The organism is Bacillus sp. TE9106W (genome assembly GCF_054062215.1).
This window is the reverse complement of the sequence record NZ_JBSSFA010000022.1, coordinates 1-22,840: the sequence shown is the minus strand read 5'-3', so window position 1 is coordinate 22,840 and position 22,840 is coordinate 1. Positions and strand designations below refer to the sequence as shown.

At 37.9% G+C, this 22,840-nt stretch carries 14 protein-coding genes and 2 pseudogenes; 4 read left to right on the top strand and 12 right to left on the bottom strand.

The window, feature by feature from the left end:
- Nucleotides 1-117: 117 nt before the first annotated feature.
- From ACVWY7_RS25535 to hutP, 8 genes are all read right to left on the bottom strand, one after another.
- Nucleotides 118-1,686: a glutamate synthase-related protein gene (locus ACVWY7_RS25535; protein ID WP_456524045.1), complete on the bottom strand. Its 1,569-nt coding sequence runs from the start codon at nucleotides 1,684-1,686 to the stop codon at nucleotides 118-120.
- Nucleotides 1,687-1,753: 67 nt separating this feature from the next.
- On the bottom strand, nucleotides 1,754-2,881 hold the full coding sequence (locus ACVWY7_RS25530; RefSeq protein ID WP_072191455.1) for an alkene reductase: 1,128 nt from the start codon (nucleotides 2,879-2,881) through the stop codon (nucleotides 1,754-1,756).
- A gap of 585 nt (nucleotides 2,882-3,466) precedes the next feature.
- Complete coding sequence (locus ACVWY7_RS25525) at nucleotides 3,467-3,928, bottom strand: CarD family transcriptional regulator (RefSeq protein WP_003160944.1); 462 nt, start codon at nucleotides 3,926-3,928, stop codon at nucleotides 3,467-3,469.
- Between the two features lie 261 nt (nucleotides 3,929-4,189).
- Nucleotides 4,190-5,161: a formimidoylglutamase gene (gene hutG / locus ACVWY7_RS25520; RefSeq protein WP_000399840.1), complete on the bottom strand. Its 972-nt coding sequence runs from the start codon at nucleotides 5,159-5,161 to the stop codon at nucleotides 4,190-4,192.
- Nucleotides 5,140-6,411, bottom strand: coding sequence for an imidazolonepropionase (hutI, locus tag ACVWY7_RS25515; RefSeq protein ID WP_456524044.1), 1,272 nt, complete (start codon nucleotides 6,409-6,411; stop codon nucleotides 5,140-5,142). Before hutI ends, hutG begins: the two co-directional genes overlap by 22 nt.
- A gap of 12 nt (nucleotides 6,412-6,423) precedes the next feature.
- Nucleotides 6,424-8,082 (bottom strand): urocanate hydratase, encoded by a 1,659-nt coding sequence (gene hutU / locus ACVWY7_RS25510; protein ID WP_072191420.1) that lies wholly within the window; start codon nucleotides 8,080-8,082, stop codon nucleotides 6,424-6,426.
- 23 nt (nucleotides 8,083-8,105) lie between these two features.
- Nucleotides 8,106-9,623 carry a histidine ammonia-lyase gene (gene hutH, locus ACVWY7_RS25505; RefSeq protein ID WP_456524043.1) on the bottom strand — a complete coding sequence of 506 codons (1,518 nt, stop codon included), beginning with the start codon at nucleotides 9,621-9,623 and terminating at the stop codon, nucleotides 8,106-8,108.
- A 103-nt stretch (nucleotides 9,624-9,726) separates the two neighbouring features.
- A complete protein-coding gene (gene hutP / locus ACVWY7_RS25500) occupies nucleotides 9,727-10,167 on the bottom strand; it encodes a hut operon transcriptional regulator HutP (RefSeq protein WP_000926516.1) in 441 nt (146 codons plus the stop codon).
- 173 nt (nucleotides 10,168-10,340) lie between these two features.
- On the opposite strand from hutP, the pseudogene ACVWY7_RS25495 reads away from it, so the two are divergent.
- Nucleotides 10,341-10,478 (top strand): annotated as a pseudogene (locus ACVWY7_RS25495) (class I SAM-dependent methyltransferase); the annotation flags it as partial.
- Here ACVWY7_RS25495 and ACVWY7_RS25490 read toward each other — a convergent pair.
- Together ACVWY7_RS25490 and ACVWY7_RS25485 are read right to left on the bottom strand one after the other, a co-directional pair.
- Nucleotides 10,461-11,030, bottom strand: a pseudogene (locus ACVWY7_RS25490) (DJ-1/PfpI family protein). The pseudogenes ACVWY7_RS25495 and ACVWY7_RS25490 overlap by 18 nt on opposite strands.
- Nucleotides 11,027-11,605 carry an AAA family ATPase gene (locus ACVWY7_RS25485; RefSeq protein WP_088120555.1) on the bottom strand — a complete coding sequence of 193 codons (579 nt, stop codon included), beginning with the start codon at nucleotides 11,603-11,605 and terminating at the stop codon, nucleotides 11,027-11,029. The pseudogene ACVWY7_RS25490 and the gene ACVWY7_RS25485 overlap by 4 nt, the downstream one beginning before the upstream one ends.
- 254 nt (nucleotides 11,606-11,859) lie before the next feature.
- On the opposite strand from ACVWY7_RS25485, the gene ACVWY7_RS25480 reads away from it, so the two are divergent.
- Both ACVWY7_RS25480 and ACVWY7_RS25475 read left to right on the top strand, forming a co-directional pair.
- Entirely contained in the window at nucleotides 11,860-12,156 is a 297-nt protein-coding gene (locus tag ACVWY7_RS25480) for a hypothetical protein (RefSeq protein ID WP_000262403.1), read from the top strand.
- 103 nt (nucleotides 12,157-12,259) lie between these two features.
- Nucleotides 12,260-12,700, top strand: a complete 441-nt coding sequence (locus tag ACVWY7_RS25475; protein WP_456524042.1) for a DUF2621 domain-containing protein — start codon at nucleotides 12,260-12,262, stop codon at nucleotides 12,698-12,700.
- 30 nt (nucleotides 12,701-12,730) lie between these two features.
- Here ACVWY7_RS25475 and ACVWY7_RS25470 read toward each other — a convergent pair whose 3' ends face one another.
- Together ACVWY7_RS25470 and ACVWY7_RS25465 are read right to left on the bottom strand one after the other, a co-directional pair.
- Nucleotides 12,731-13,786, bottom strand: coding sequence for a hypothetical protein (locus ACVWY7_RS25470; protein WP_456524041.1), 1,056 nt, complete (start codon nucleotides 13,784-13,786; stop codon nucleotides 12,731-12,733).
- 49 nt (nucleotides 13,787-13,835) lie between these two features.
- A complete protein-coding gene (locus ACVWY7_RS25465; RefSeq protein ID WP_456524040.1) occupies nucleotides 13,836-14,906 on the bottom strand; it encodes a hypothetical protein in 1,071 nt (356 codons plus the stop codon).
- 277 nt (nucleotides 14,907-15,183) lie between these two features.
- Between ACVWY7_RS25465 and ACVWY7_RS25460 the strand changes: the two genes are divergently transcribed.
- The gene (locus ACVWY7_RS25460) at nucleotides 15,184-22,743 is read left to right on the top strand and encodes a DUF7507 domain-containing protein (protein ID WP_456524039.1); all 7,560 of its coding nucleotides are present in this window, start codon (nucleotides 15,184-15,186) and stop codon (nucleotides 22,741-22,743) included.
- Nucleotides 22,744-22,840 lie beyond the last annotated feature (97 nt).

Here is a 22,840-nt window from a genome sequence, read left to right as displayed (position 1 = left end):
GATTACCCTGTTTTCAAAAGAAATTAAAGTAAAAATATTCAGAAAATAAAATACCTATTTTTTTAATAAAAATAAGCCATACAAATGTATGACTTTTAATCTATTAAACATAGCTTACTATTTACTAGTAGGAAACAATTCCGAGAGAGGAACTACCCGCCCCATCTCATCTTTAAATACAATATGATCTCTCTTTAAATGACGCGGGCTCTTCACTCCCGCCGCCGCTGCTAACGAAAATAAACTATATCTCATACTAACAATATAATTCATGACTCGCCACTTCTTCTCATACGGATCTAACGCTTTTTGATAATGTGGATTCGTCGTGGCCACACCAGATGGACATTGGCCAGAATTACATTGAAGCGCCATTATACAGCCGCTTGCCATCATAAAACCACGCGCTGAATTTACAGCATCTGCACCAATAGCTAAAGCGATTGCCACTTTATCTGGTGTAATTAATTTCCCGGCAGCAAACACTTTGAATTTATCCCGAATATCATAATGATTTGCTGTATCAATAAACGTCAATAATGCTGGAATAAGCGGCATTCCCATGCTATCTGCCATCGATTTATACGTTGCTCCTGATCCACCTTCTGAACCATCAATTGTAATGAAATCCGGATAGATGTTTAACTCTTTCATCGTTTTGAATAAATTTTCCAACGGCTCCTGTTGTCCAATCACAATTTTCATCCCAACTGGTTTTCCGCCGTTTTCTTGCAATTGTTGAATAAAATAAAGTGTCTCTGCTGCATTATTTAAAAATGAAAATCGATTCGGTGAATTAATTGTCTCTCCCTCTCGTACATTCCGAACAAAAGCAATTTTCTCGTTTACTTTTTGCCCCTCTAAATGACCACCACGTATTTTCGCACCTTGCCCAAATTTCAATTCAAATGCTTTAATATTACTCTCTTTCGCTTTCCCCATAAATTTCTCCATCGAAAAATTACCGTCCTCATCACGATATCCAAATAACCCTGGGCCAATTTGTGCAACGATATTTGCCCCTGTATGTAAATGTTCTGGAATAACGCCGCCTTCGCCAGTATTAATCCACGAACCGCCAGCCATTTTCGCTCCAAACCCACTCGCTAAAATATAATTTTCACCAATCGAACCGTAAGAAGTTGCTGATGCTCCAAACATGCCATACAGTTTCCATGGATATTTACGATTTTCGCCGATGATAATTGCATCGTCTTCTTCGTATAACCAAAGATTCGTTGTATCCGCTGTCAATTTTTCTCTTCGTGAAAATAATCCTTCTTTATGAATCGCATACTTTTTCCCTTCACGTTCTGGCGTTACATTCACACTTAATTCTTCTGTTAATACCGGAAACAACGTATTAGCAATATAATAACCAGATGCTTCAAAATCTCGTTTCGACCCAAAACCAAGTATTTCAGAGCGATACTTCGCTAAAAACATAACACTTTGAAAGTCGTAACGTGAAAAAGGTTTTCCATCTGTATCGTGATCAAACCAATATTGCCGGAATTCCGGCCCTATCTTTTCCAGTAAGTAGCGCATTCTTCCTAAGTATGGATGTAGTTTTAAAATAGAATGATGCGTCCGTTTTTTTATAAAAAATGTAATAATAAAAAAGACGATTAAAAGCAACAGTAATAATAGTAATATACTAATAATAACGAGTAGCGTTTCACTCATCTCGCTTCCCCCTATGAAATCCCATAATAAAAGGAGAACACTCCGTGTGTTCTCCTTTTATCTTTATTCAAATCAATGTAGCAAGATGCTCTTTCGCGTCATATTCAACTAAACTTTCAGCACTTTTAATTCGATGAACAAAATCCGGATTAGCAATTAAAGGTCTTCCGAATGCAGCTACATCAATTGTTCCTTCTTGCAACGCTTCTTCAGCCTCTTTCGGATTCAAATTACCAACCCCAACAATCGCACCATCCCAATATTTTCTTACTAATTGATGAAAATTCTTTCCGTCAGCAATCACTTGCGTATAACTCATCGTTGAAGGGTGAATCATCGTTAATCCAACTTCTTTAAACATATTTACGAATGTTTCAATTGCCAGTTCAGGTTTTTCCCACATATAAGTAGGATTATCACCTTTAAAAGCAGAGAAACGAAGAAGTGTTTTATCAGCTCCAATTGCTTCTATTACAGCCTCAGTTACTTCTTTCATAAACGTTAACCTTTGCTTTAAGTCGCCACCATATTTATCTGTACGCTTGTTTGCAAACTCATAAGTAAATTGATCAATTAAATATCCGTGTGCACCGTGAATTTCTACTCCATCAAATCCAGCTTCGATCGCATTTTTTGCAGCTTGTGCGTATTGACTAATAACTTCTTGTATTTCTTCTAACGTCATTGCTTCTGGTGTATCGAATGGCTTACGAAAACGTGGAACATTTCCCTCTGCAGCGATTGCAGACGGCGCTTGCGGCATTTGCCCACCAATTATTTCATGATGACTCATACGACCAACATGCCATATTTGAGCAATAATTGTCCCGCCTTCTTTATGTACTGCCTCTGTAACAGGTTTCCACGAATCAATTTGTTCTTGTGTATAAATCCCCGGTACTCCCGGATTCCCTTTTGCTCTTGCGCTAATAACGATTCCCTCTGTAATAATCAATCCAACTCCATCAGCTGCACGTTTTCTATAGTATTCCACTACATCAGCACCCACTGCTCCAGTTTCATTGTCTGCAAAGCATCTTGTCATTGGTGCCATTGCTATACGGTTACGAAGAGGCCAAGATCCAATTTGAATCGAATTAAACAACTTCTTTTCTGCAACGTTTTCAAAAGACCCCCAAGCGTTTACATTTGTTCCTTCATAAATACTTGCCGATTTCTTGTTTGAACTTGTCATGTTTCTTCCCCCTAAAAAATTCTTACTACAATCGCATCATACTTACTTTTAGATAGTAACGTCAATTTATACGCTTTAACCAGAGATTATTCGAATATTAAACAAATGGGATGCTATAAATAAATAAAAAAGGTTTCCTGAGTAGGAAACCTTTTTTATTTACCATATGTGAATGTCAATTTATTTATCTCTTTTATATAAAGGATATACACATATAAGAAAATCCCTTAACAATAGAAGTGAGAGCGGTTCAATATTCTTATGAAAATAATAACTTATATATACCTAAAACAATGAAAGCCCTACCTCTCTTTCATCCTTACGGCTCCTCGTCCGTGCCAGTGTGAATCAGGATTGCAAAAATCAAGTAATTATTTTATCGAAGTATTTAATTAAACTTCGAACATTCGTAAAAGAAATTTTAAAAATAAAAATGGATTTGATTGTAGTAATAACAAAAGAGGTTAATGCTCTAAAAGTGGTTTGAAAGAGTTGAATGTCTTTGAAATGATTAATTCTCTATAATTATACTCCCAAAAAATTCAAGATCTTTTTTGGGATGCCATATATTATTTGTAATGAACCTTAACAAAAGCTTTTTATTTGATTTTCTGTGATCCCTTCAATTAATCCCAGTTCACTAATCAAAAATTCATGTGCGTTATCTAACATTTTCTTTTCGCTTGCATTAAGTGCCTTTTCTTTCTGTATACGCATTAAATCACGCACAACCTCAGCACCTTCTTGCATTTTACCCGTTTTTATTTTATCAGTGTTCACTTTGTACCTTTGTTTCCATGTAAGTAATCTATCTGATTCTCCATGCTGAAAAATATCTATTATGTGTATTAATGCCTTGATATCTGTAACTGGTCGTATATTTGAATTCAATATTTTCCCTTCAGGAATCATTATTTCCATATTACTAGCCGACATTTTTATAACATAATACTGTTGTTTTTCCCCTGCGATTTCCTTCTCTTCTATGGCTTTAATTATACCTGCTCCTTGCATTGGATAAACAATGTTATCGCCAATTTGAAACAAATAATCCACCTCCATATATGGTAACCTTCTCAAGCTTAACACAACTTAAGTTTTTTAGCAAAATTTTTATTTTATCATAAAATTATTTTACACGTCAATACTTAGAAAGCAAGAAATTAAATTCACACAATACACTATAAAAAACCGCAATTTTATTAACGGTTCCACACACATTCATTCTCTTTTAACATAAAAACACATCACTACATTTGAGTAGTAATGTGTTTTTGATAAGGCATACATAAAAATCTACTTTTCCGTCTATATACTAACCTGCTTACTAACTGTTTCCCTCGCTAAAAGAAAACTCATAATCACTTGCGCTGCTACTCTACTCGTCATATCCCTAAAATCAAGAGTTGGATCAATCTCTACTATATCCATCCCTTGAACGAGCGGTTCTTTACCAAGGAATTCAATCGCATCTAGTAAAGTCGTACTATCCATTCCACCAGGCCCAATTGCTGGACAACCTGGCGCAAACGCTTGGTCTAGTACATCCATATCAAGAGAAATGTAAATAGAAGTCACGCCTTGCCTTCTTAATACTTCAATACTTTCCGTCATAATATCTTTTATTTCTCGCTCTCGTACATCCTTCATTGTATACACTGTCACGCCATGTTCTTTTGCATATTCATGGTACGCACGCGCGTTTGAAAAATTACGAATACCGATTTGAACAAGTTGTTTTCCTGTAATGACACCATTTTCTAATAAACTACGGAACGGCGTACCATTTGACGGACCACCATCATCTAAATTACGTAAATCATGATGGGCATCAAATTGAATGATACCGACCTTTCCTTTACTGTTTGCAAATCCTGTTATACTCGGAAAACTAATCGAGTGATCACCACCAAGAACGATTGGTATCATGTTCGGATTTACTTTCGTTACATGACCTACTGTTTTCGCAATTCGGTTATGACTTTCTTTTATATCTGTTACATGCATTGTAATATCACCGCAATCATATAGAACACTTTCTTTCATATCGTGTTCTTCTGTAATTGCGTATGTGCTATATGCGTCTAACATCGCACGAATTGTTTTTGGTGCAAAACTTGCTCCTGAATGACTAATAGACGGTTTAGAAAGGGGTGCTCCAATTAAGGCAGCACCGAATATTTCCACGCCTTCCTCCCAATCTTTAATCATCTCACTCCATTTCGTCACTTCACGATCAATAAACTTTGCATTTTTCTTTAAATAGTGGCCGTGCTCCACGATTGTTCACCTCTTGTATATGCGATATTACCATTCTTCCACACTGTATTTACATGACTTACGCCGTAATGATATGGTACGTAAGCATAATTGTAAGCATCCCATAAAACTAAATCTGCCTTGCGACCCACTCTAATTTTCCCAGCTACCTCACCACGATTAATCGCGTAAGAAGAGTTAACTGTTACAGCATTCCAAACTTCCTCTGGTGTCATTTTCAGTTTGAGCATTGCAATGCTCATAATAAGCTGAATGTTTTCAGTTGGACAGCTGCCTGGGTTAAAGTCTGTAGCTAACGCAACTGCAACACCTTCATCAATCATTTTACGACCGCGAGCAAAGCTTTCTTTATTTAAATAGAAGGTTGTTCCTGGTAATAAAGTGGCTACTGTATTAGAATTTGCAAGCATTTCAATTCCTTTATCAGAAGCACCAACTAAATGGTCCGCTGATGCTGCACCAATTTCAGCTGCTGCTTCCGCACCACCAAGAGGATCAATTTCATCCGCATGAATTTTCACATCAAAGCCAAGCTCTTTCGCTTTTAATAAAAACTCTTTTGATTCTTCGACAGAGAACACACCTGTTTCGCAGAAAATATCAACGAATTCTGCTAATTGCTTCTCTTTCATTTCTGGTAGTAGGTCTAACATCCATTGTAAAAATTCTTTTGATCTACCTTTGTACTCCTTCGGAACTGCATGAGCACCTAAAAACGTTGACACTAAATCGATTGGATGTTCTTTTTGTAATTGTGCAGTTGCCTCTAATTGTTTCCATTCCGTCTCATTATCTAATCCATAACCACTCTTCGCTTCTACAGTTGTAACTCCGAAAGATAGCATACGGTCTAAATGGAATTTCGCTTTTTGAACAAGTTCTTCTTTCGACGCTTGTTTCGTTGCATTTACAGTTGAAAGAATACCTCCGCCTTTTTCTAAAATTTCTAAGTACGGAACTCCTTGTAATTTTAGTGCGATTTCATTTTCGCGAGATCCACCAAATACAAGATGAGTATGCGGGTCAACAAGACCAGGAGAAACCATTTTTCCCGCGCAATCAATAACCTCTTTCGCTTGTAATCCTTTCGCTTCTTCCGCCGTTCCAACGAAAGTGATTACACCATTTTCAATTCCAACCGCACCATTTTCGATAACAGGAAGCGTGTTCATCGCTTCCCGTCTTAACAAGCCATCTTCTTGATCCATTGTTAGTAATTGACCGATATTGATTAGTAAAGTGTCCAGCATGTTTTCTCCTCCTTATTTCATCATTGGAATGTTAACGCCTTTTTCTTTCGCAGTTTCCACAGCTAAGTCATACCCTGCATCAACGTGACGAACAACACCCATACCAGGGTCAGAAGTTAATACGCGCTCAATACGTTTTGCCGCTGCTTCTGTTCCATCTGCAACGATAACCATTCCTGCATGAAGTGAATAACCCATACCAACGCCACCACCGTGGTGAACAGATACCCAACTTGCACCGTTTACACTATTAATTAATGCATTCAAAATTGGCCAGTCAGCTACTGCATCACTACCGTCTTTCATCGCTTCTGTTTCACGGTTTGGAGATGCTACTGAACCGCAATCTAAATGGTCACGACCGATAACAATTGGTGCTGATAATTCACCATTTGCAACCATTTCATTAATGATGCGGCCAAATTTCGCACGCTCACCGTAACCAAGCCAACAAATACGTGATGGAAGGCCTTGGAATTCAACTTGCTGACGTGCCATACGAATCCAGTTACATAAATGCTCATTATCCGCGAACTCACGTAAAATTACTTCGTCTGTTTTATAAATATCTTCTGGGTCACCAGAAAGTGCTACCCAGCGGAATGGTCCTTTTCCTTCGCAGAATAATGGACGGATAAATGCTGGAACGAACCCTGGGAAATCGAATGCATTTTTCAAACCTTCATCAAAAGCAACTTGGCGAATGTTATTTCCGTAATCAAATGTAATTGCGCCTTTTTCTTGCATAGCAAGCATTGCTTCCACATGTTTTGTCATGCTTTCTTTTGATAATTGTACGTAGCGTTCTGGATCTTCTTCACGAAGTTTTGCTGCTTCTTCTAACGTGTAGCCTACTGGAATATAACCGTTTAATGGATCATGAGCAGATGTTTGATCTGTAACCAAGTCTGGCGTAATATTGCGCTTCACTAGTTCTGGTAAAATTTCTGCCGCATTTCCTAATAAACCAATAGAAATTGGTTCTTTCTTCTCTTTATACTCATTCGCAACCGCTAACGCTTCTTGTAATGATTCTGTATACATATCACAGTATCTCTTTTCAATACGACGATCGATGCTGCGCTTATCAACATCAATAGCAATAACAACACCGCCGTTCATCGTTACAGCAAGAGGTTGTGCACCACCCATACCACCTAAACCAGCAGTAAGTGTTAATGTACCTTTTAATGAACCACCGAAATGTTGACGTGCCGCTTCACCAAACGTTTCATACGTTCCTTGTAAAATACCTTGTGTTCCAATATAAATCCAGCTACCTGCCGTCATTTGTCCGTACATCATAAGACCTTTTTTCTCTAGTTCACGGAAGTGATCCCAGTTCGCCCACTTCGGTACTAAGTTTGAGTTCGCTAAAAGAACGCGAGGCGCATCTTCATGTGATTTAAAAATAGCAACTGGTTTTCCTGATTGAACAAGTAATGTTTCATCGCTTTCTAACGTTTTTAATGAATCTACAATCGCCTGGTAGCTTTCCCAGTTACGAGCTGCACGGCCAATTCCGCCATATACAACTAATTCTTCTGGTTTTTCAGCAACTTCAGGATCTAAATTATTCATTAACATACGAAGTGCAGCTTCTTGTACCCACCCTTTCGTTTGTAACTCAGTACCTCTTGGCGCGCGAATTGTTTGTTTTACTTTTTCCATTTCAATCTCTCCCTTTTCTCATTTTATAGTGCTGCGTTTACATCTAATCTTTCTTTTATCGAATAATTCGTTTTTAACCAATGCGCAATATTTTCAATATCTGTTGAGAATATGCGGTCATTTGTAATTGAAGGTACTTGCTGACGACCTTGATGGTAGAAGTTCTTCGTCACTGTACTCATGTTTTCAATACCGCGATATTCTGCTGCTTGCATCGCACAAATCATCTCAATTGAAAGAACACGTCTTACATTTTGAATAATTTGATGTGCATGGCGTGAAGCGATTGTTCCCATACTTACGTGATCTTCTTGGTTAGCTGATGATGGGATTGAATCAACACTCGCCGGATGCGCTAACGTTTTGTTTTCAGAAACTAGTGACGCTGCAGCATATTGCATAATCATTGCACCAGACTGAAGTCCTGGCTCTGGACTTAAAAATGGTGGTAAATCATTTAATTGCGGATTTACTAAACGCTCAATACGACGCTCTGAAATATTTGCAAGTTCTGCCATCCCTACTTTTAAGAAGTCCATCGCAAATGCAATCGGTTGACCGTGGAAGTTACCACCTGAAATTACTTTTTCCCCGCCATCAAAGATTAACGGATTATCTGTTGCTGCATTCATTTCAATTTCTAATTTTTCTTTCACATAATTTAAAACTTGCCAAGAAGCACCATGTACTTGCGGGATACAGCGAAGTGAATAGGCATCCTGTACTCGTAGTTCTCCTTGTTTTGTTGTTAACTTACTATCGTGAAGGATGTCACGAATTCTGCTCGCTACTTCCACTTGCTCTTTATAACCACGTGCTTTATGAACATTTTCATCAAATGCATCAATAATGCCTTGTAATCCTTCAATTGTCATCGAAGCAATGAATTCCGCTTGATAAGCCGTTGCTTCAGCTTCTATATAAGAAACAACTCCTTGCGCTGTCATCGCCTGCGTACCATTGATTAATGCAAGCCCTTCTTTCGCTTCAAGTTCAATCGGCTCAAGACCTTCTTCTGTAAGGGCCACCATCGCATGAACTCGTTTTCCTTTATAGAACACTTCACCTTCGCCTAATAATACAAGTGCAAGATGAGATAAAGGTGCTAAATCACCACTCGCACCAAGTGAACCTTGTTGCGGAACGACTGGGTGAATTTTGCGATTTACAAACTCAAGAAGCATATTTACAACAAGCGGTCTAACGCCAGATACGCCTTTAAGCATCGTGTTCGCTCGTAAAATTAACATACCGCGTGATACTTCTTCAGGGAATGGATCGCCTATCCCGCATGCATGTGACTGAATTAAATTGTGTTGAAGTGCCTTTACATCATCTTTTTGAATAAGCACGTCACTGAACTTTCCAAATCCAGTTGTAATACCGTAAACGACTTTTCCGTCCTCTACAATTTTCTCAACCACTTCGCGGCACTCCGCCACCTTTTGCATACTATTTGGACAAGCTGTTACACCTTCTCCTTCAAGTAACAACCTCTTCATTTCTTCAATTGTCAATGTGTGTCCTGTTAACGTAATCATTCTTTTTCCTCCTTAAAAAGGCAAAAGGGGACCTTATCTTTTTAAGACAGACTTCTGTCCTAAAAAAGTAAGGCCCCCTTCTAACTAATAGACTATGGGCAAATCATATGTGATTAATTCCTAAACCAATCGCCTCATGCTCAGATCCTTTTACAGGTGCACCAATCGTTCCATATAATGCAACAGCAACCCATTCGCCTTCTTTTTTTCCGTCGTATGGTGTACCGCGCACAATCGCAAATCGAAGTCCTACTGTACGAAGAACGTCTGCTAACTGAATTTGACCTCTCGTCACTCCGTACAAAGCTTCCATAATTGCATGATAAAGTGCATGTGTTTCTCTGTAAACGTCTGTTTCAATAACTTGGTTGCTCTTAGCCGCTGTTTCCATTGCTGCTACAACTTTTTGCGAATTCATCGAACCCACTTTCCCAGTACAATACTTCCAACCTTTTGGAATAGATAATACAGGGCTTTCATTCTCATCCGCAAGTGCCAACAGCATGGCCATACGACCAATTCGATGTGTTCCTTGAAGAAGCATGTGACTCTCTCATTTCTTTTAATTATTTGAATATTTCTTAATTTAAGAATATATGAAAACGGTTAAATCGTCAATAGTTTAAACTCACATTCAAACATTTTTTTCATCTTCTCCATTTGTGTACACAAATGATTTACACAATTTTTTCAGGCGTGCTATAGTCTCACTAACAGATGCAAAGGGGCGATATTTCAATGACGAAGCGAAAAGATATTCATTTTCGAATTGAAGAAAAATTACTTGAAAGGTTTGAATCTGCACTTCAATATGAAGGTTTAAAGAAAACCGACGTATTAACACATGCGATTCAATTTCTCCATCATCACATTGCCCTTACCACCATAAAAATTTATATTATGTTCATTTGCTACTCCAAAATAAGAAGCAATCGCTATTCCAAATGGTACAAATGCATGCCCCTGTGCTGTAATAATATTTGAGTGTTGCACAACTTCTTCATACACAAAATTTTCTACTGGAAAACAATCTAATTTTTGATAATCCATAGTCACCGTATACGAGACTTCTTTGAATAAGCCTGCTCTTGCTAGTGCATACGGTCCAGCACAAATAGCAGCTACTAATTTTTCTTATTCGTGAAACTGACGGATGACTGAAAAGAGTCCTTCTGCATCCTTCATATGTATCGCGTCTCCGCCTGGAATAATAATCCCCTCATATTCTTCTACACGTACTTCACTTAATTCTATATGCGGTTGCACTTGCAAACCTGTTTCACTTATAATCAATTCTTTCGTTAAACCCGCTGTAATGATTTCATATTTGTTTTTCAACAATGCCGTTGCTACCGTAATTTCAAACTCCGCAAATGTTGGATATACGAATAATAGTATTTTTTTCATAGCCCTCTCCCCTTTAACCACTTCATAAAATATACCCCTAATGCGTCTGCTGATAATCTATTCGTGTCCAAATAAGTTACAGGAAATTGTTTATACCAGTCTTTTTCAGTTTCTACTAATTTAAATTGCTCCTCAAATGTACTTCTGTTTCTTGTTCTATCATTATTTTTTCTATCATATAAATTACTTTCCGATACATCCAAATAAAAAATAGCATCTGAACGACATTCTCTTAATTTATATAATTCATCTTTTAATTCAGTTTCTATATCCCACTCTTTTCCTATAGTTGTAGGATAAAAGATTGTATAGAACTCAATATCTTCTGGTCCACGATCAAAAATTACGACTGAACCCTTCGCATTTTGAAACTCTTTTATTTTAGCTTCTATAAACATTTTTTGATTTGCTATAAACCCTTCTTTTGAATTCATATCCAAATTTAATTGTTTTCGCTTTTCTACAATTGGATATGGATTTTCATATATCACCGATAACCCATGTAGCTCTAACCTTTTAGCTAAAGTGGTTTTTCCACTTGCCATCGGTCCTTGGAGTGAAATTACATATGCCATTCCTCTCATTCCCTTGCGCTTTAGTAAAACTATAATATACAGAATCTTGAAAACTATCAACAAAATATATATCATCTTGTTTCTTATTCTTATCTAACTTATAATAAAAAATAGAGATTATGACGGACGCATCAATAATGTAAGCTTGGAAATCCAAGCTTACATTATTTTTTGCTTTCCCTTTTCTAATAAAAAGAGTATACTAAATTAGAACGTATGTTCTTAATGATTACATACAGTAAGGAGATAGAACAATGGTATACGACACAAAAGCAATTTCTTGGAACGAGTCTTTAAAACAACTTCAACGCCGCTATACAAACAAACAAGTTGACCGAAAAGAATTTGAGGATATTGAACTGATGGAATTCTTCCGCGATAACGACTACATTTCTTTACCTACACATATAAGCGGCCTATCAACAGCACGTTTTACTTCTTACTCTATTTTCACAACTGAAGATAAAGATCGTAAAGTTGGCACATTAATCATTGAATATGTAGAAGATGATAATAATAATTTATGTGTTGAACAACTATACTTTGTTTAAATGATAACGCTTGGTCAAAATGACCAAGCGTTCTTGCTTTCTATGAATCTCACTGTTTATAATATGAATAAAAGAAAACCGCAATCATTAAGGGGGGATACACTTGCTCGAAGGATGGTTCAGTTGGTTTATTGTGCTATGGACTGTTATTTTATTAGGACTTATGTCTATCGGTGGATACTTTATGTTCAGAAAATTTTTAAAACGATTACCAAAAAAAGATGGTATGTCCATTTTAGATTGGGAAGAGCACTATATTAATAAAACGAGGCATTTATGGGATGACGAACAAAAACAATTGTTAGAAGAGCTCGTCAGTCCTGTTCCAGAACTATTTCGCGATGTTGCTAAATCAAAAATTGCTGGCAAAATCGGTGAACTAGCATTACAAGAGAAAGCCTCTCAAATTACACAAGATTTAATTATTAAAGGGTATATTATTGCTACACCGAAGCGTGATCATAAATTTTTAGTAAAAAAACTACAAGAAAAAAAGATTGATTATTCTCATTATCAATCTTTACTAACAAAATCCACCTCATAAAAAAAGATTGCTAGCTTATAGCAATCTTTTTTAACTTACAGTTACTGATTTTACAGCTGTTAACCTAGCTTCAGCCAAGTCTATTTGTAACCCAACCACACTTGTATAAATTGTGTCACCTGTACCTGTAATATTTACTTGTGTAGATGTCGTATTTGGTGCAATAGAACCTGTTGCATTTACATTCGTAATATCAAATTCAGCTCTTGCATTTGCATTTGTAATTGTTCCAGAAAAATTCCGATCTGCAAAACTACCAATTGTATTTAAATTTCCATTAATATCATTTACTTGCCCTCTAAAAAAGTTCCCTATTGGATTATTTGGTCCTGTTAATGTCACAGAGTTCAATTGAAAATTATCACCTGTAAAATTCGGATCACCATTCACCGCCATTACAAAAGCTCTTGCTGTCACCGTCCCTGTAGCTGGTGTAAAAAATCCAGAAAGGGTTTGTGGTGTACCTGATAATAAAAAACCTGGAAATAAACTCACATTTCTCATCGGATAGGAGGAATCACGATATACAACAATCAACGACCATCCTGCACCATAACCAACTGGTTGACGCGTAGGTAATCTTGTTACGCTATATCTTCCTGCTGCTCGATTTGGTAGCCCTTGTAGTAAAGATGTAACGTCTGCTGCTCGATTATAAACATTGGCTATGAAAGGTAAATTCGTCCCTCCTGATGACCATGCTGAATTTATTGTCACTTGTGTACTCGTTCCATCAGGCGTAACTAAATTTGGTGGATTCGCATCAACAACAGCGGTTGTAACAGCCGTATCCAACCCACCTGACCAAACAAGTAATGCAAAATCTACAACCGCTGTAGTTGGAACAATAGTAGTTGATGGATTTAATTCAGCCCATGAACCATCTAGTGTCCAATCATTCGTCGTACCTCCAAATGTATTTGGATCCGTCGATGAAGGCACCCCTCCGAAAGTGGTATCAGTATTTAATGTAATAAGTGCATTATAAGCAAAGTTTGTATTAGCAGTACCTCGCATTCCTATCGTATTGCCTGTATGCATCATAAATAAGTTATCATTTTTACCGTAAGCTTGAACAAAAGCCAATAGAATTCACTCCTATTAGGATAAAAATTTTTATTAAAGTTTTCAATTTTTAACTTACTATTACTGATTTTGTAGCAGTTAAACGTGCCTCCGCTAAATCTATTTGTAAACCGACAGCACCAGCGTAAATATAATCAAATGTATTTGGGATATTCACGGTAGTAGAAGTAGATCCAGCTGTTAACACGCCATTTGCAGGAACATTTGTCACATCAAATTCCGCACGACGGTTAGTCGCAGAAGTACCAATTGGCATATTTCTATCCCCAAAACTTCCGACTGTATTTAAATTTCCTAAATAATTATTTACCTGTGAAGCAAAAAAGTTATTTATTACATTATTTGGCCCCGAAAGCCCCGTACCATTTAAATTAAAATTGTCACCTGTTGCATCTGTATCACCATTAATCGCCATTGTAAATACGCGAGCATTAACCGGTGCTACAGATGGAGTGATGAAATTTGAAATCGTTGCTGTCTCACCCAATGTAGAAATGAGTAAACCAGTATATAAACTAACATTCCTAACAGGGTATGAATTATCACGATACACAACAACTAATGCCCATCCTACCCCTGTCCCTTGCGCTGGTGGATTTGCCGTTGGTATTCTTTCTACAAAATAATCTCCTGTCGCTCGGTTTGAAAGTCCTTGCAAAATACTTGTTACATTTGCAGCACGTGTATAAATGGTACCTTGAAATGTTCCGCTTGATCTCGTCTCTCCCCATGCAGGAACACTCGTAATTGTATGAGTGACCCCATCCGGTGTTTGTAAAGTAGGTATATTGTTATTTACCACCGTTTCTGTCACAGTTGCACTCAATGTTCCTTGCCATACTAGCATTGCAAAGTCTACAGTTGCTGTTGCTGGTACATCTGTTACTGAAGGATTAAGCCTTGCCCAAGAACCATTTAATGTCCAATCATTTGTCGTTCCTGCAAAAGTTAATGGATCTACCGAAGAAGGAACCCCTGCAAAACTTAAATTTGTATCTCTTGTTATTAATGCATTGTATTGATACGCCGTCGCTGTTGTAATACCACGCATGCCAACTGTATTCCCTGTGTGTACCATAAATAAAGAGTCCGTTTTCGTATATGTTTGTACAAAAGCCAACAATTCCACTCCCCTTCCATATAAGATAAATATTTATTCGCTATTTCATTTAATGCAAACAAGTAAAAAAAGTTCCATTTGTATATGCACAGACTAATTTGGGCAAAAAAAAAGCCTTTGCCTATTCCTATTCATTTAAATTTGAATAGGATGCAATGACGAGCTCATTTTATACTAATATTTACACATAGTATTGTTTCTAGATTATTAAATAATGCTGTTTGTAAATATTCCATACCTTGACCGGATTTAAATTTATACAGAAAGGACGAATCTAATGGCAATAGCAACAATAGGAAGTCGTTTAACCTATACAATCGTTGTCCAAAATACCGGAACACTTCCTGCCCAAAACGTTACATTTACAGACCCCATACCCGCTGGCACTACTTTCGTTCCAAACAGCGTTACAGTTGATGGCGTTGCAACAGCTGGAAATCCTGCTACTGGTATTCCCATTAGCAACATTCCTGCTGGCGGCTCTGTTACAATTACCTTTCAAGTAGATGTTACAAGTGTCCCTACCCCACCAGTTGCAAGCAACGTAGCATCCTTTGGATACACATTTCAACCAGCACCTAATGCACCCACTATTAGTCGAACAACAACAAGCAATATAGTTAATACAGATATTTTCACAGCTAATGTTGCATTAGTAAAAACAGTTGACAAAACAATTGCTACCATCGGTGATACGATTACGTATACCATTACCGCAACGAACCAAGCACCATTAGCTGCAAATAATGTTATCATTACAGATATACCTCCTGCTGGCACTACTTTTGTACCAGGTAGTGTTACAGTTAATGGTACGTCTACTACAGACAATCCTGCTACTGGTATAAACATTGGAACAATTGCAGCTAATGGAAATGCAACCATTACTTTTCAAGTTCAAGTTAATAGTTTACCTGTGCAAAATCCAATTCGAAATAGCGCTTCATCAAGCTTTCAATATAATCCACCTGGTCAACCTCCTATTAATAGAACGTCAACTAGTAATATTGTAGAAACATTAATTAATGCCGCTATCATTAATCCATCAAAAACGGCAAACCAACAAATTGTAAATATTGGTGACATTATTACTTACACGATCACAATCCCAAATAACGGTAACATTTCAGCAACGAATGTTTCAATTACTGATCCGATTCCTACAGGTACTACTTTTATTCCTAACAGCGTTACAGTTAATGGCACTATACAAACTGGCGTAACCCCGACAAATATTCCAATCGGTACTGTTGCAGCTGGTCAAACGTCGACCGTTACTTTTCAAGTTCAAGTCACTTCCCTTCCAGCTAACGGAACGATTACGAACGAAGCAAACGTAACCTATACGTCACAACCGAACCCAACTGAACCTCCAACAACTACTACAACTACACCACCTCCAACTAACACTTCTGTACGAACCGCAATTGTAAATCCTACAAAAACTGTTAGCCCACAAGTTGCTGACATCGGTGATATTATTACGTATACGATTGCATTGCCAAACACGGGTAATATCTCTGCTACAAACGTCATTGTGACCGATCCAATCCCTGCTGGTACTACTTTCATTCCAAATAGCGTAACAATTAATGGTGTTTCACAGCCTAATATTAATCCTGCTGGCGGGATACAAGTTGGAACGATTAATGCCGGTTCAACAACAACCGTTACTTTCCAAGTCCAGGTAACTTCCCTTCCACAAAATGGGGTAATTCGAAATATAGGAAATACAACATTTACTTATCAGCCTGATCCAACTAAACCTACGATTACAGCAACAAATCCTACACCACCTACTACCGTTCCTATTAATACCGCTATTATTAATCCTATAAAAACAGCTGATAAAACCGCTGTTGATATTGGTGACATTATTACGTATACGATTACATTTAATAATGATGGAACCGTTCCAGCTACTAACGTAATATTTACTGATCCAATCCCTGCTGGTACTACTTTCATTCCAAATAGTGTAGTTTTAAATAATAATCCTGTTCCAAATTCGAATCCTGCATTAGGGATTACTGTTGGTACATTGAATCCAGGCGAAACAAAAACACTATCATTCCAGGTTCGTGTTACACAAATTCCTGCTGGCGGTACTATTACAAATGAGGCTTCAACAACTTATACGTACCAACCAGATCCTACCTTGCCACCAGTAACAACGAATGAACCAACACCACCTACAAGTGTAACTGTCAATACAGCAACAGTGAACCCAACGAAATCTGCCGATCGAGCTTTTGCTGATATTGGTGATATTATTACGTATACCATTAGTTTACAAAATAACGGAACTGTTCCTGCTACTAATATCGTCCTGACAGACCCTATTCCAAATGGAACTACTTTCATTCCAAATAGCGTGACTATTAACGGGATTTCACAGCCAAATACAAACCCTTCCACAGGTATAATAGTAGGCACATTGGATCCCACTGAAGCAGCAACTATATCTTTTCAAGTTCAAGTTATTAGTGTGCCACCACATGGTTTAGTTGAAAACCAAGGTACTGTTTCATTTACTCATATTGTAGATCCTAATGAGCCGCCTGTGACAAAAACAAGTCCTACCCCCAAAACAGAAACAGCCGTTAATACTATTATTTCAACTCCAACTAAAACTGCCGACAAACAACTTGCTGATATAGGTGATACCATTACGTACACAATTACATTTCGAAATGGAGGAACTGTTCCTGCCACTAACGTGACACTTATAGATCCTACCCCTAGCGGAACCACCTTCATTCCAGATAGTGTGACCATTAATGGCGTTACCTCTCCGGGATCAAACCCAGCACTTGGTATTCAATTGGGTACTGTAGCTGTTGGAGAAACAAAAACAATCACCTACCAAGTCCTCGTTACAAATTTCCCACCAAATGGAATAATTGAAAACCAAGCATCGTTCACTTATCAATATCAACCAAATCCAAATGAACCCCCTGTCACTTCAACTACACCAACACCTAATGTGAACGTATCTATTAATAATCCAAATCCAACAACTACAAAATCCGCGGACCTTCAAATAGCTGATATAGGCGATATAATTACTTTTACTGTTACTTTCCAAAATAAAGGAACCGTTCCTGCAACGAATGTTACTGTGCAAGATTCGCTTCCGCAAGGTGTTTCATTCGTTCCAGGTAGCGTTGTTATTAATGGAATATCTCAGCTTGGCGAAAATCCCGAAATTGGCATACCGATTGGAACTGTCAATCCTGGTCAAAGTATTACAGTTACGTTTCAAGGTATCGTAAACAGTATCCCACCTGGTGGAGTCATTAGAAATAAAGCAAATATCACATTCACATATGAACCAAATCCTAACGAGCCTCCTGTCACAACTACCATTACAACTCCTGAAACGGAAACAACTGTTAATACAGCTACATTAGAACCACAAAAAACAGCAAATCGTTCCTTCGTTGCATTAAATGACATTATTACCTATACTCTTTCTTTCCAAAATGTTGGAACTGTTCCAGCTACGAACGTAACTATAACAGACTCGATTCCAGCTGGTACTACATTTATTCCAGATAGCGTAACTATTAACGGTGTTCCTCAAGCAGGAATAAATCCAGCATCAGGAATTCCAATCGGTACGCTAGCACCCACTGAAAGAGTTACTATCACTTTTCAAGTTCAAGTCATTAACATTCCACCGAGCGGAACCATAAATAACCAAGGAAGTGCTACATTTAATTATCAAACGGATCCGACTTTACCTCCTGTGACAAAAACAGAAACAACACCAGAAACGAATACTCCGATTCAAACCGCAGTAATCAGCCCAACAAAAACTGCTAATTTAACATTTGCAGAAATAGGAAACGCTGTAACTTATACTGTTACATTTACAAACCAAGGTACAATCCCTGCTACAAATGTAACAATTACAGACGCTTTACCTCCGGGTACTTCTTTTGTTACGAATAGCGTTACTGTAAACAATGTTACTCAACCTGGCGCCAGTCCAGTTACAGGTATTCTTGTCGGAACAGTTAACCCAGGCGAAACAGTTACAGTTACATTCCAAATTCAAATAAATGCTATTCCTCCTAGTGGAAAAATAGAAAACACAGCAAGTGTTACCTATACTTCTCAACCTAATCCGAATGAACCTCCTATCACAACAACAGAAACGACTCCTACCGTAACAATACCTGTTCGTACCGCTAACCCGAATCCACAAAAAACAGTAGATCGTGAGTTTGCAAGTATTGGTGATACGGTCACTTATACGATCACCCTTCAAAATACTGGTAATATACCTGCAACTAATGTCATTATTACAGATTCTATCCCTACTGGAACTACATTTATCCCTGGTAGCGTTACGGTTAATGGCATTCCACAACCTAATTTGAACCCTGAAACAGGAATCCCGGTTGGCACATTAAACCCTAGACAAATAGTGACTGTTACTTTAGAAGTACAAGTAACAGCTTTACCACCAAATGGCATTATCTCAAATGAAGCAAATGTCACTTACACATCTCAACCAGACCCTACTCTTCCGCCTATTACAACAACAACACCTACCCCAATCGCAGAAACAATTGTACAAAATGCAGAGTTAGAGTCAGCTAAAATAGTAGATTTACCAGTCGCTAACATTGGAGATGCACTCACGTATACGATCACTCTTGAAAACATCGGAAATATTCCTATGACAAATGTATCTGTCATTGATCCACCACCAGTAGGTACACAATTTATTGTGGATTCCGTTACAGTAAATGGTATTTCACAACCAGATATTGATCCAAGTATTGGAATACCTATCGGTACAATACAACCGAATCAAATAGTAACCATCACATTCCAAGTAACGATTACGAATATACCGCCTAACGGGGTTGTTACAAATGTTGGTTCAGTCAACTTTACATCTCAGCCTAATCCAAATGAACCTCCTATTACAGAAACAGAGACAACACCACCAGTTAATACTGAAATCATTAATAGCATTATTAATCCATCGAAAACAGCTGATCGAAACAACGTTGATATAGACGATATCATTACGTACACCGTTACCTTCCAAACCTTACAAACTGTCGAACTAACAAATATTATTTTCACAGATCCAATTCCTGTTGGTACGACTTTCATTCCAAATAGTGTAACAATTAATGGTATCCCAACTAGCGATGTTGATCCAGCTCTTGGCATTCCTCTTGGAACATTAAACCCTAGTCAATCAGTTGTTGTAACTTTCCAAGTTCGTGTTGTTTCCATACCACCTAACGGAATTATTGTAAATGAAGCTACTATCACCTACACATTCCAACCTAATCCTGGAGAACCTCCAGTAACAGTGACTACTCCAACGCCTCCTACTACTACCAATGTCAACACGGCAACAACAAACCCTACAAAATCCGCTGATAAAGTATTTGCTTTATTAGGCGACACAATCACCTATACAATCTCCTTACAAAATACAGGAACTATCCCTGCAACAAATGTACTTGTAACCGATCCTATTCCAGCTGGCACTACTTTCATTCCAAATAGCGTTACGATAAACGACGTTACACAACCAAATATCGTTCCTAGTTCCGGGATTCTTATCGGTACATTAGAACCTAACACTTCCGCCGTCGTAACTTTCCAAGTTCAAGTAACATCGATACCACCGACAGGTTTTATCGAAAATGAAGGAACCGTTTCATTCCAGTACCAGCCAGACCCAAATTTACCACCCGTATCTGTTACTACACCTACACCTACTACAAAGACGCAAGTAAGTGAAGTTACTATTAATCCTAACAAACAAGGTAACCCCCAAACTATTAATCTTGGTGATACTGTCACATATACAATTACGTTCCAAAATGTCGGAAATATAAATGCGACAGATGTTATTATTACAGATCCTACTCCAGCTGGTACTACTTTCATTCCGAATAGTGTTACGATTAATGGTATTTCTTCACCTGGAGCAAATCCGAATAGTGGTGTAAATGTCGGAACTGTAACTCCAGGACAAATTGTTACATTAACTTATCAGGTTACTATAACTGCACTACCGCCAGATGGTATTATTAAAAACACTGCAACTGTCACTTACACATTCCAGCCAAACCCTGGCGACCCCCCTATTACCATTACAGATCCTACTCCAACTGTTGAAGTATCCGTTATTACGCCTACACCTAACCCAAATAAACTAGCAGACAAACAAATTGTAGATATAAATGAAATTATAACGTATACTGTAACCTTCCAAAATCGCGGGTCAGTCCCTGCAACTTCCGTTATCATTACTGATCCGTTAGCAAATGGGCTAACATTTGTTCCAGGTACCGTTATATTAAATGGTATTCCTGATCTTGGAGCAAATCCTGTAGAAGGTATACCTGTAGGTACAGTCAATCCGAACGATACAATTACTGTTCAATTCCAAGCGAGGGTAACAAGTGTACCGCCTGGTGGTATCGTTCGAAATCAAGCAACTGTTACTTTCACATATGAACCAATTCCTGGTGAACCGCCTATTACCATTACAGACCCTACTCCAATTAACACGACGGACGTAAATACAGCTATATTAAATCCACAAAAAACAGCTACGCCGGAAACAGTTACATTAGGTGATATTATTACGTATACAATTTCTCTCCAAAATACAGGTACCATTCCTGCCAACAATATACTCGTAAGCGACCCTATACCAACCGGTACTTCATTCATCCAAAATAGCGTTACGATTAATAATGTATCTCAGCCAACTGCAAATCCAGAAACAGGTATTCAAATTCCAACACTTTCTCCTTCTGAATCAGCAACGATTTCTTTCCGCGTCCTAGTTACTTCAATTCCACCAAGCGGAGAGATCCAAAACCAAGGTAACGTTTCATTCCAATACCAACCAGATGATACTAAACCACCGGTATCCGTTACTACACCTACACCTACTACAATTACTCCTGTAAATGTCGGGACTATTAATCCGATAAAAACTGCTGATAAATCCATTGTTTCAGTAGGTGATACAATTACGTTTACTATCACATTCCAAAACGAAGGTACTATTCCTGTCACTGATATTTCTGTTACTGATTCACTTCCTGCCGGTACATCATTTATTCCAAACAGTGTCACAATTAACAACATTCCAATTCCAAATGCAAATCCATCTACAGGAATTCTAGTTGGAACTCTTAATCCATTAGACTCAGTAACAATTTCATTCCAAGTACAGGTTATTACCCTTCCACCTAATAGAATGATTACAAATATCGCATCCATTACGTCTACTTCTCAACCAGATCCTACTAGACCACCCGTCACAACAACGATTACAACACCACCAATTACAGTAGAAGTAAACCCTAATGAGCCAAACACATTTATTAAGACTGCAAATGTAAATAGCGCCCATCTCGGCGATTTCATCACATATACACTTACCTTTACTAACAATGGTGCTATCTCAGCAAATAATGTACTCATTACCGACCCACTTCCACCTGAAGTTACTTTCTATCCGAATTCAGTAACAGTAAACGGAGTAGCACGTCCTGGAACTAACCCAACTATTGGTATTCTTATCGACACTGTTAATCCAGGTGAATCCGTTGTTATCCGTTTTATCGTCCAAGTAACAGCAGAGCCACGTGGTGGTCTAATTCGCAATACTGCTCGCATTCGCTATACACTAAGACCTGATCCTACTCAACCACCGATTTCTGTTGATGAAACTTCAGAACCAAACATCATTTCGGTCGTTCCATTTGTAGCACCAAATTTAAATTGCTTTTTTGATGGTACACGTTTTATACGTCGCGGCTGGGATAGAAGGTGTTAACAATAGTAGAGTAGAAAACTGAAACAGATTATATTTTCTTTAGGGGTGGCTTTGCCATCCCTTTTCTGTTTCAGTTTCCCCTCATCAAACCGTACGT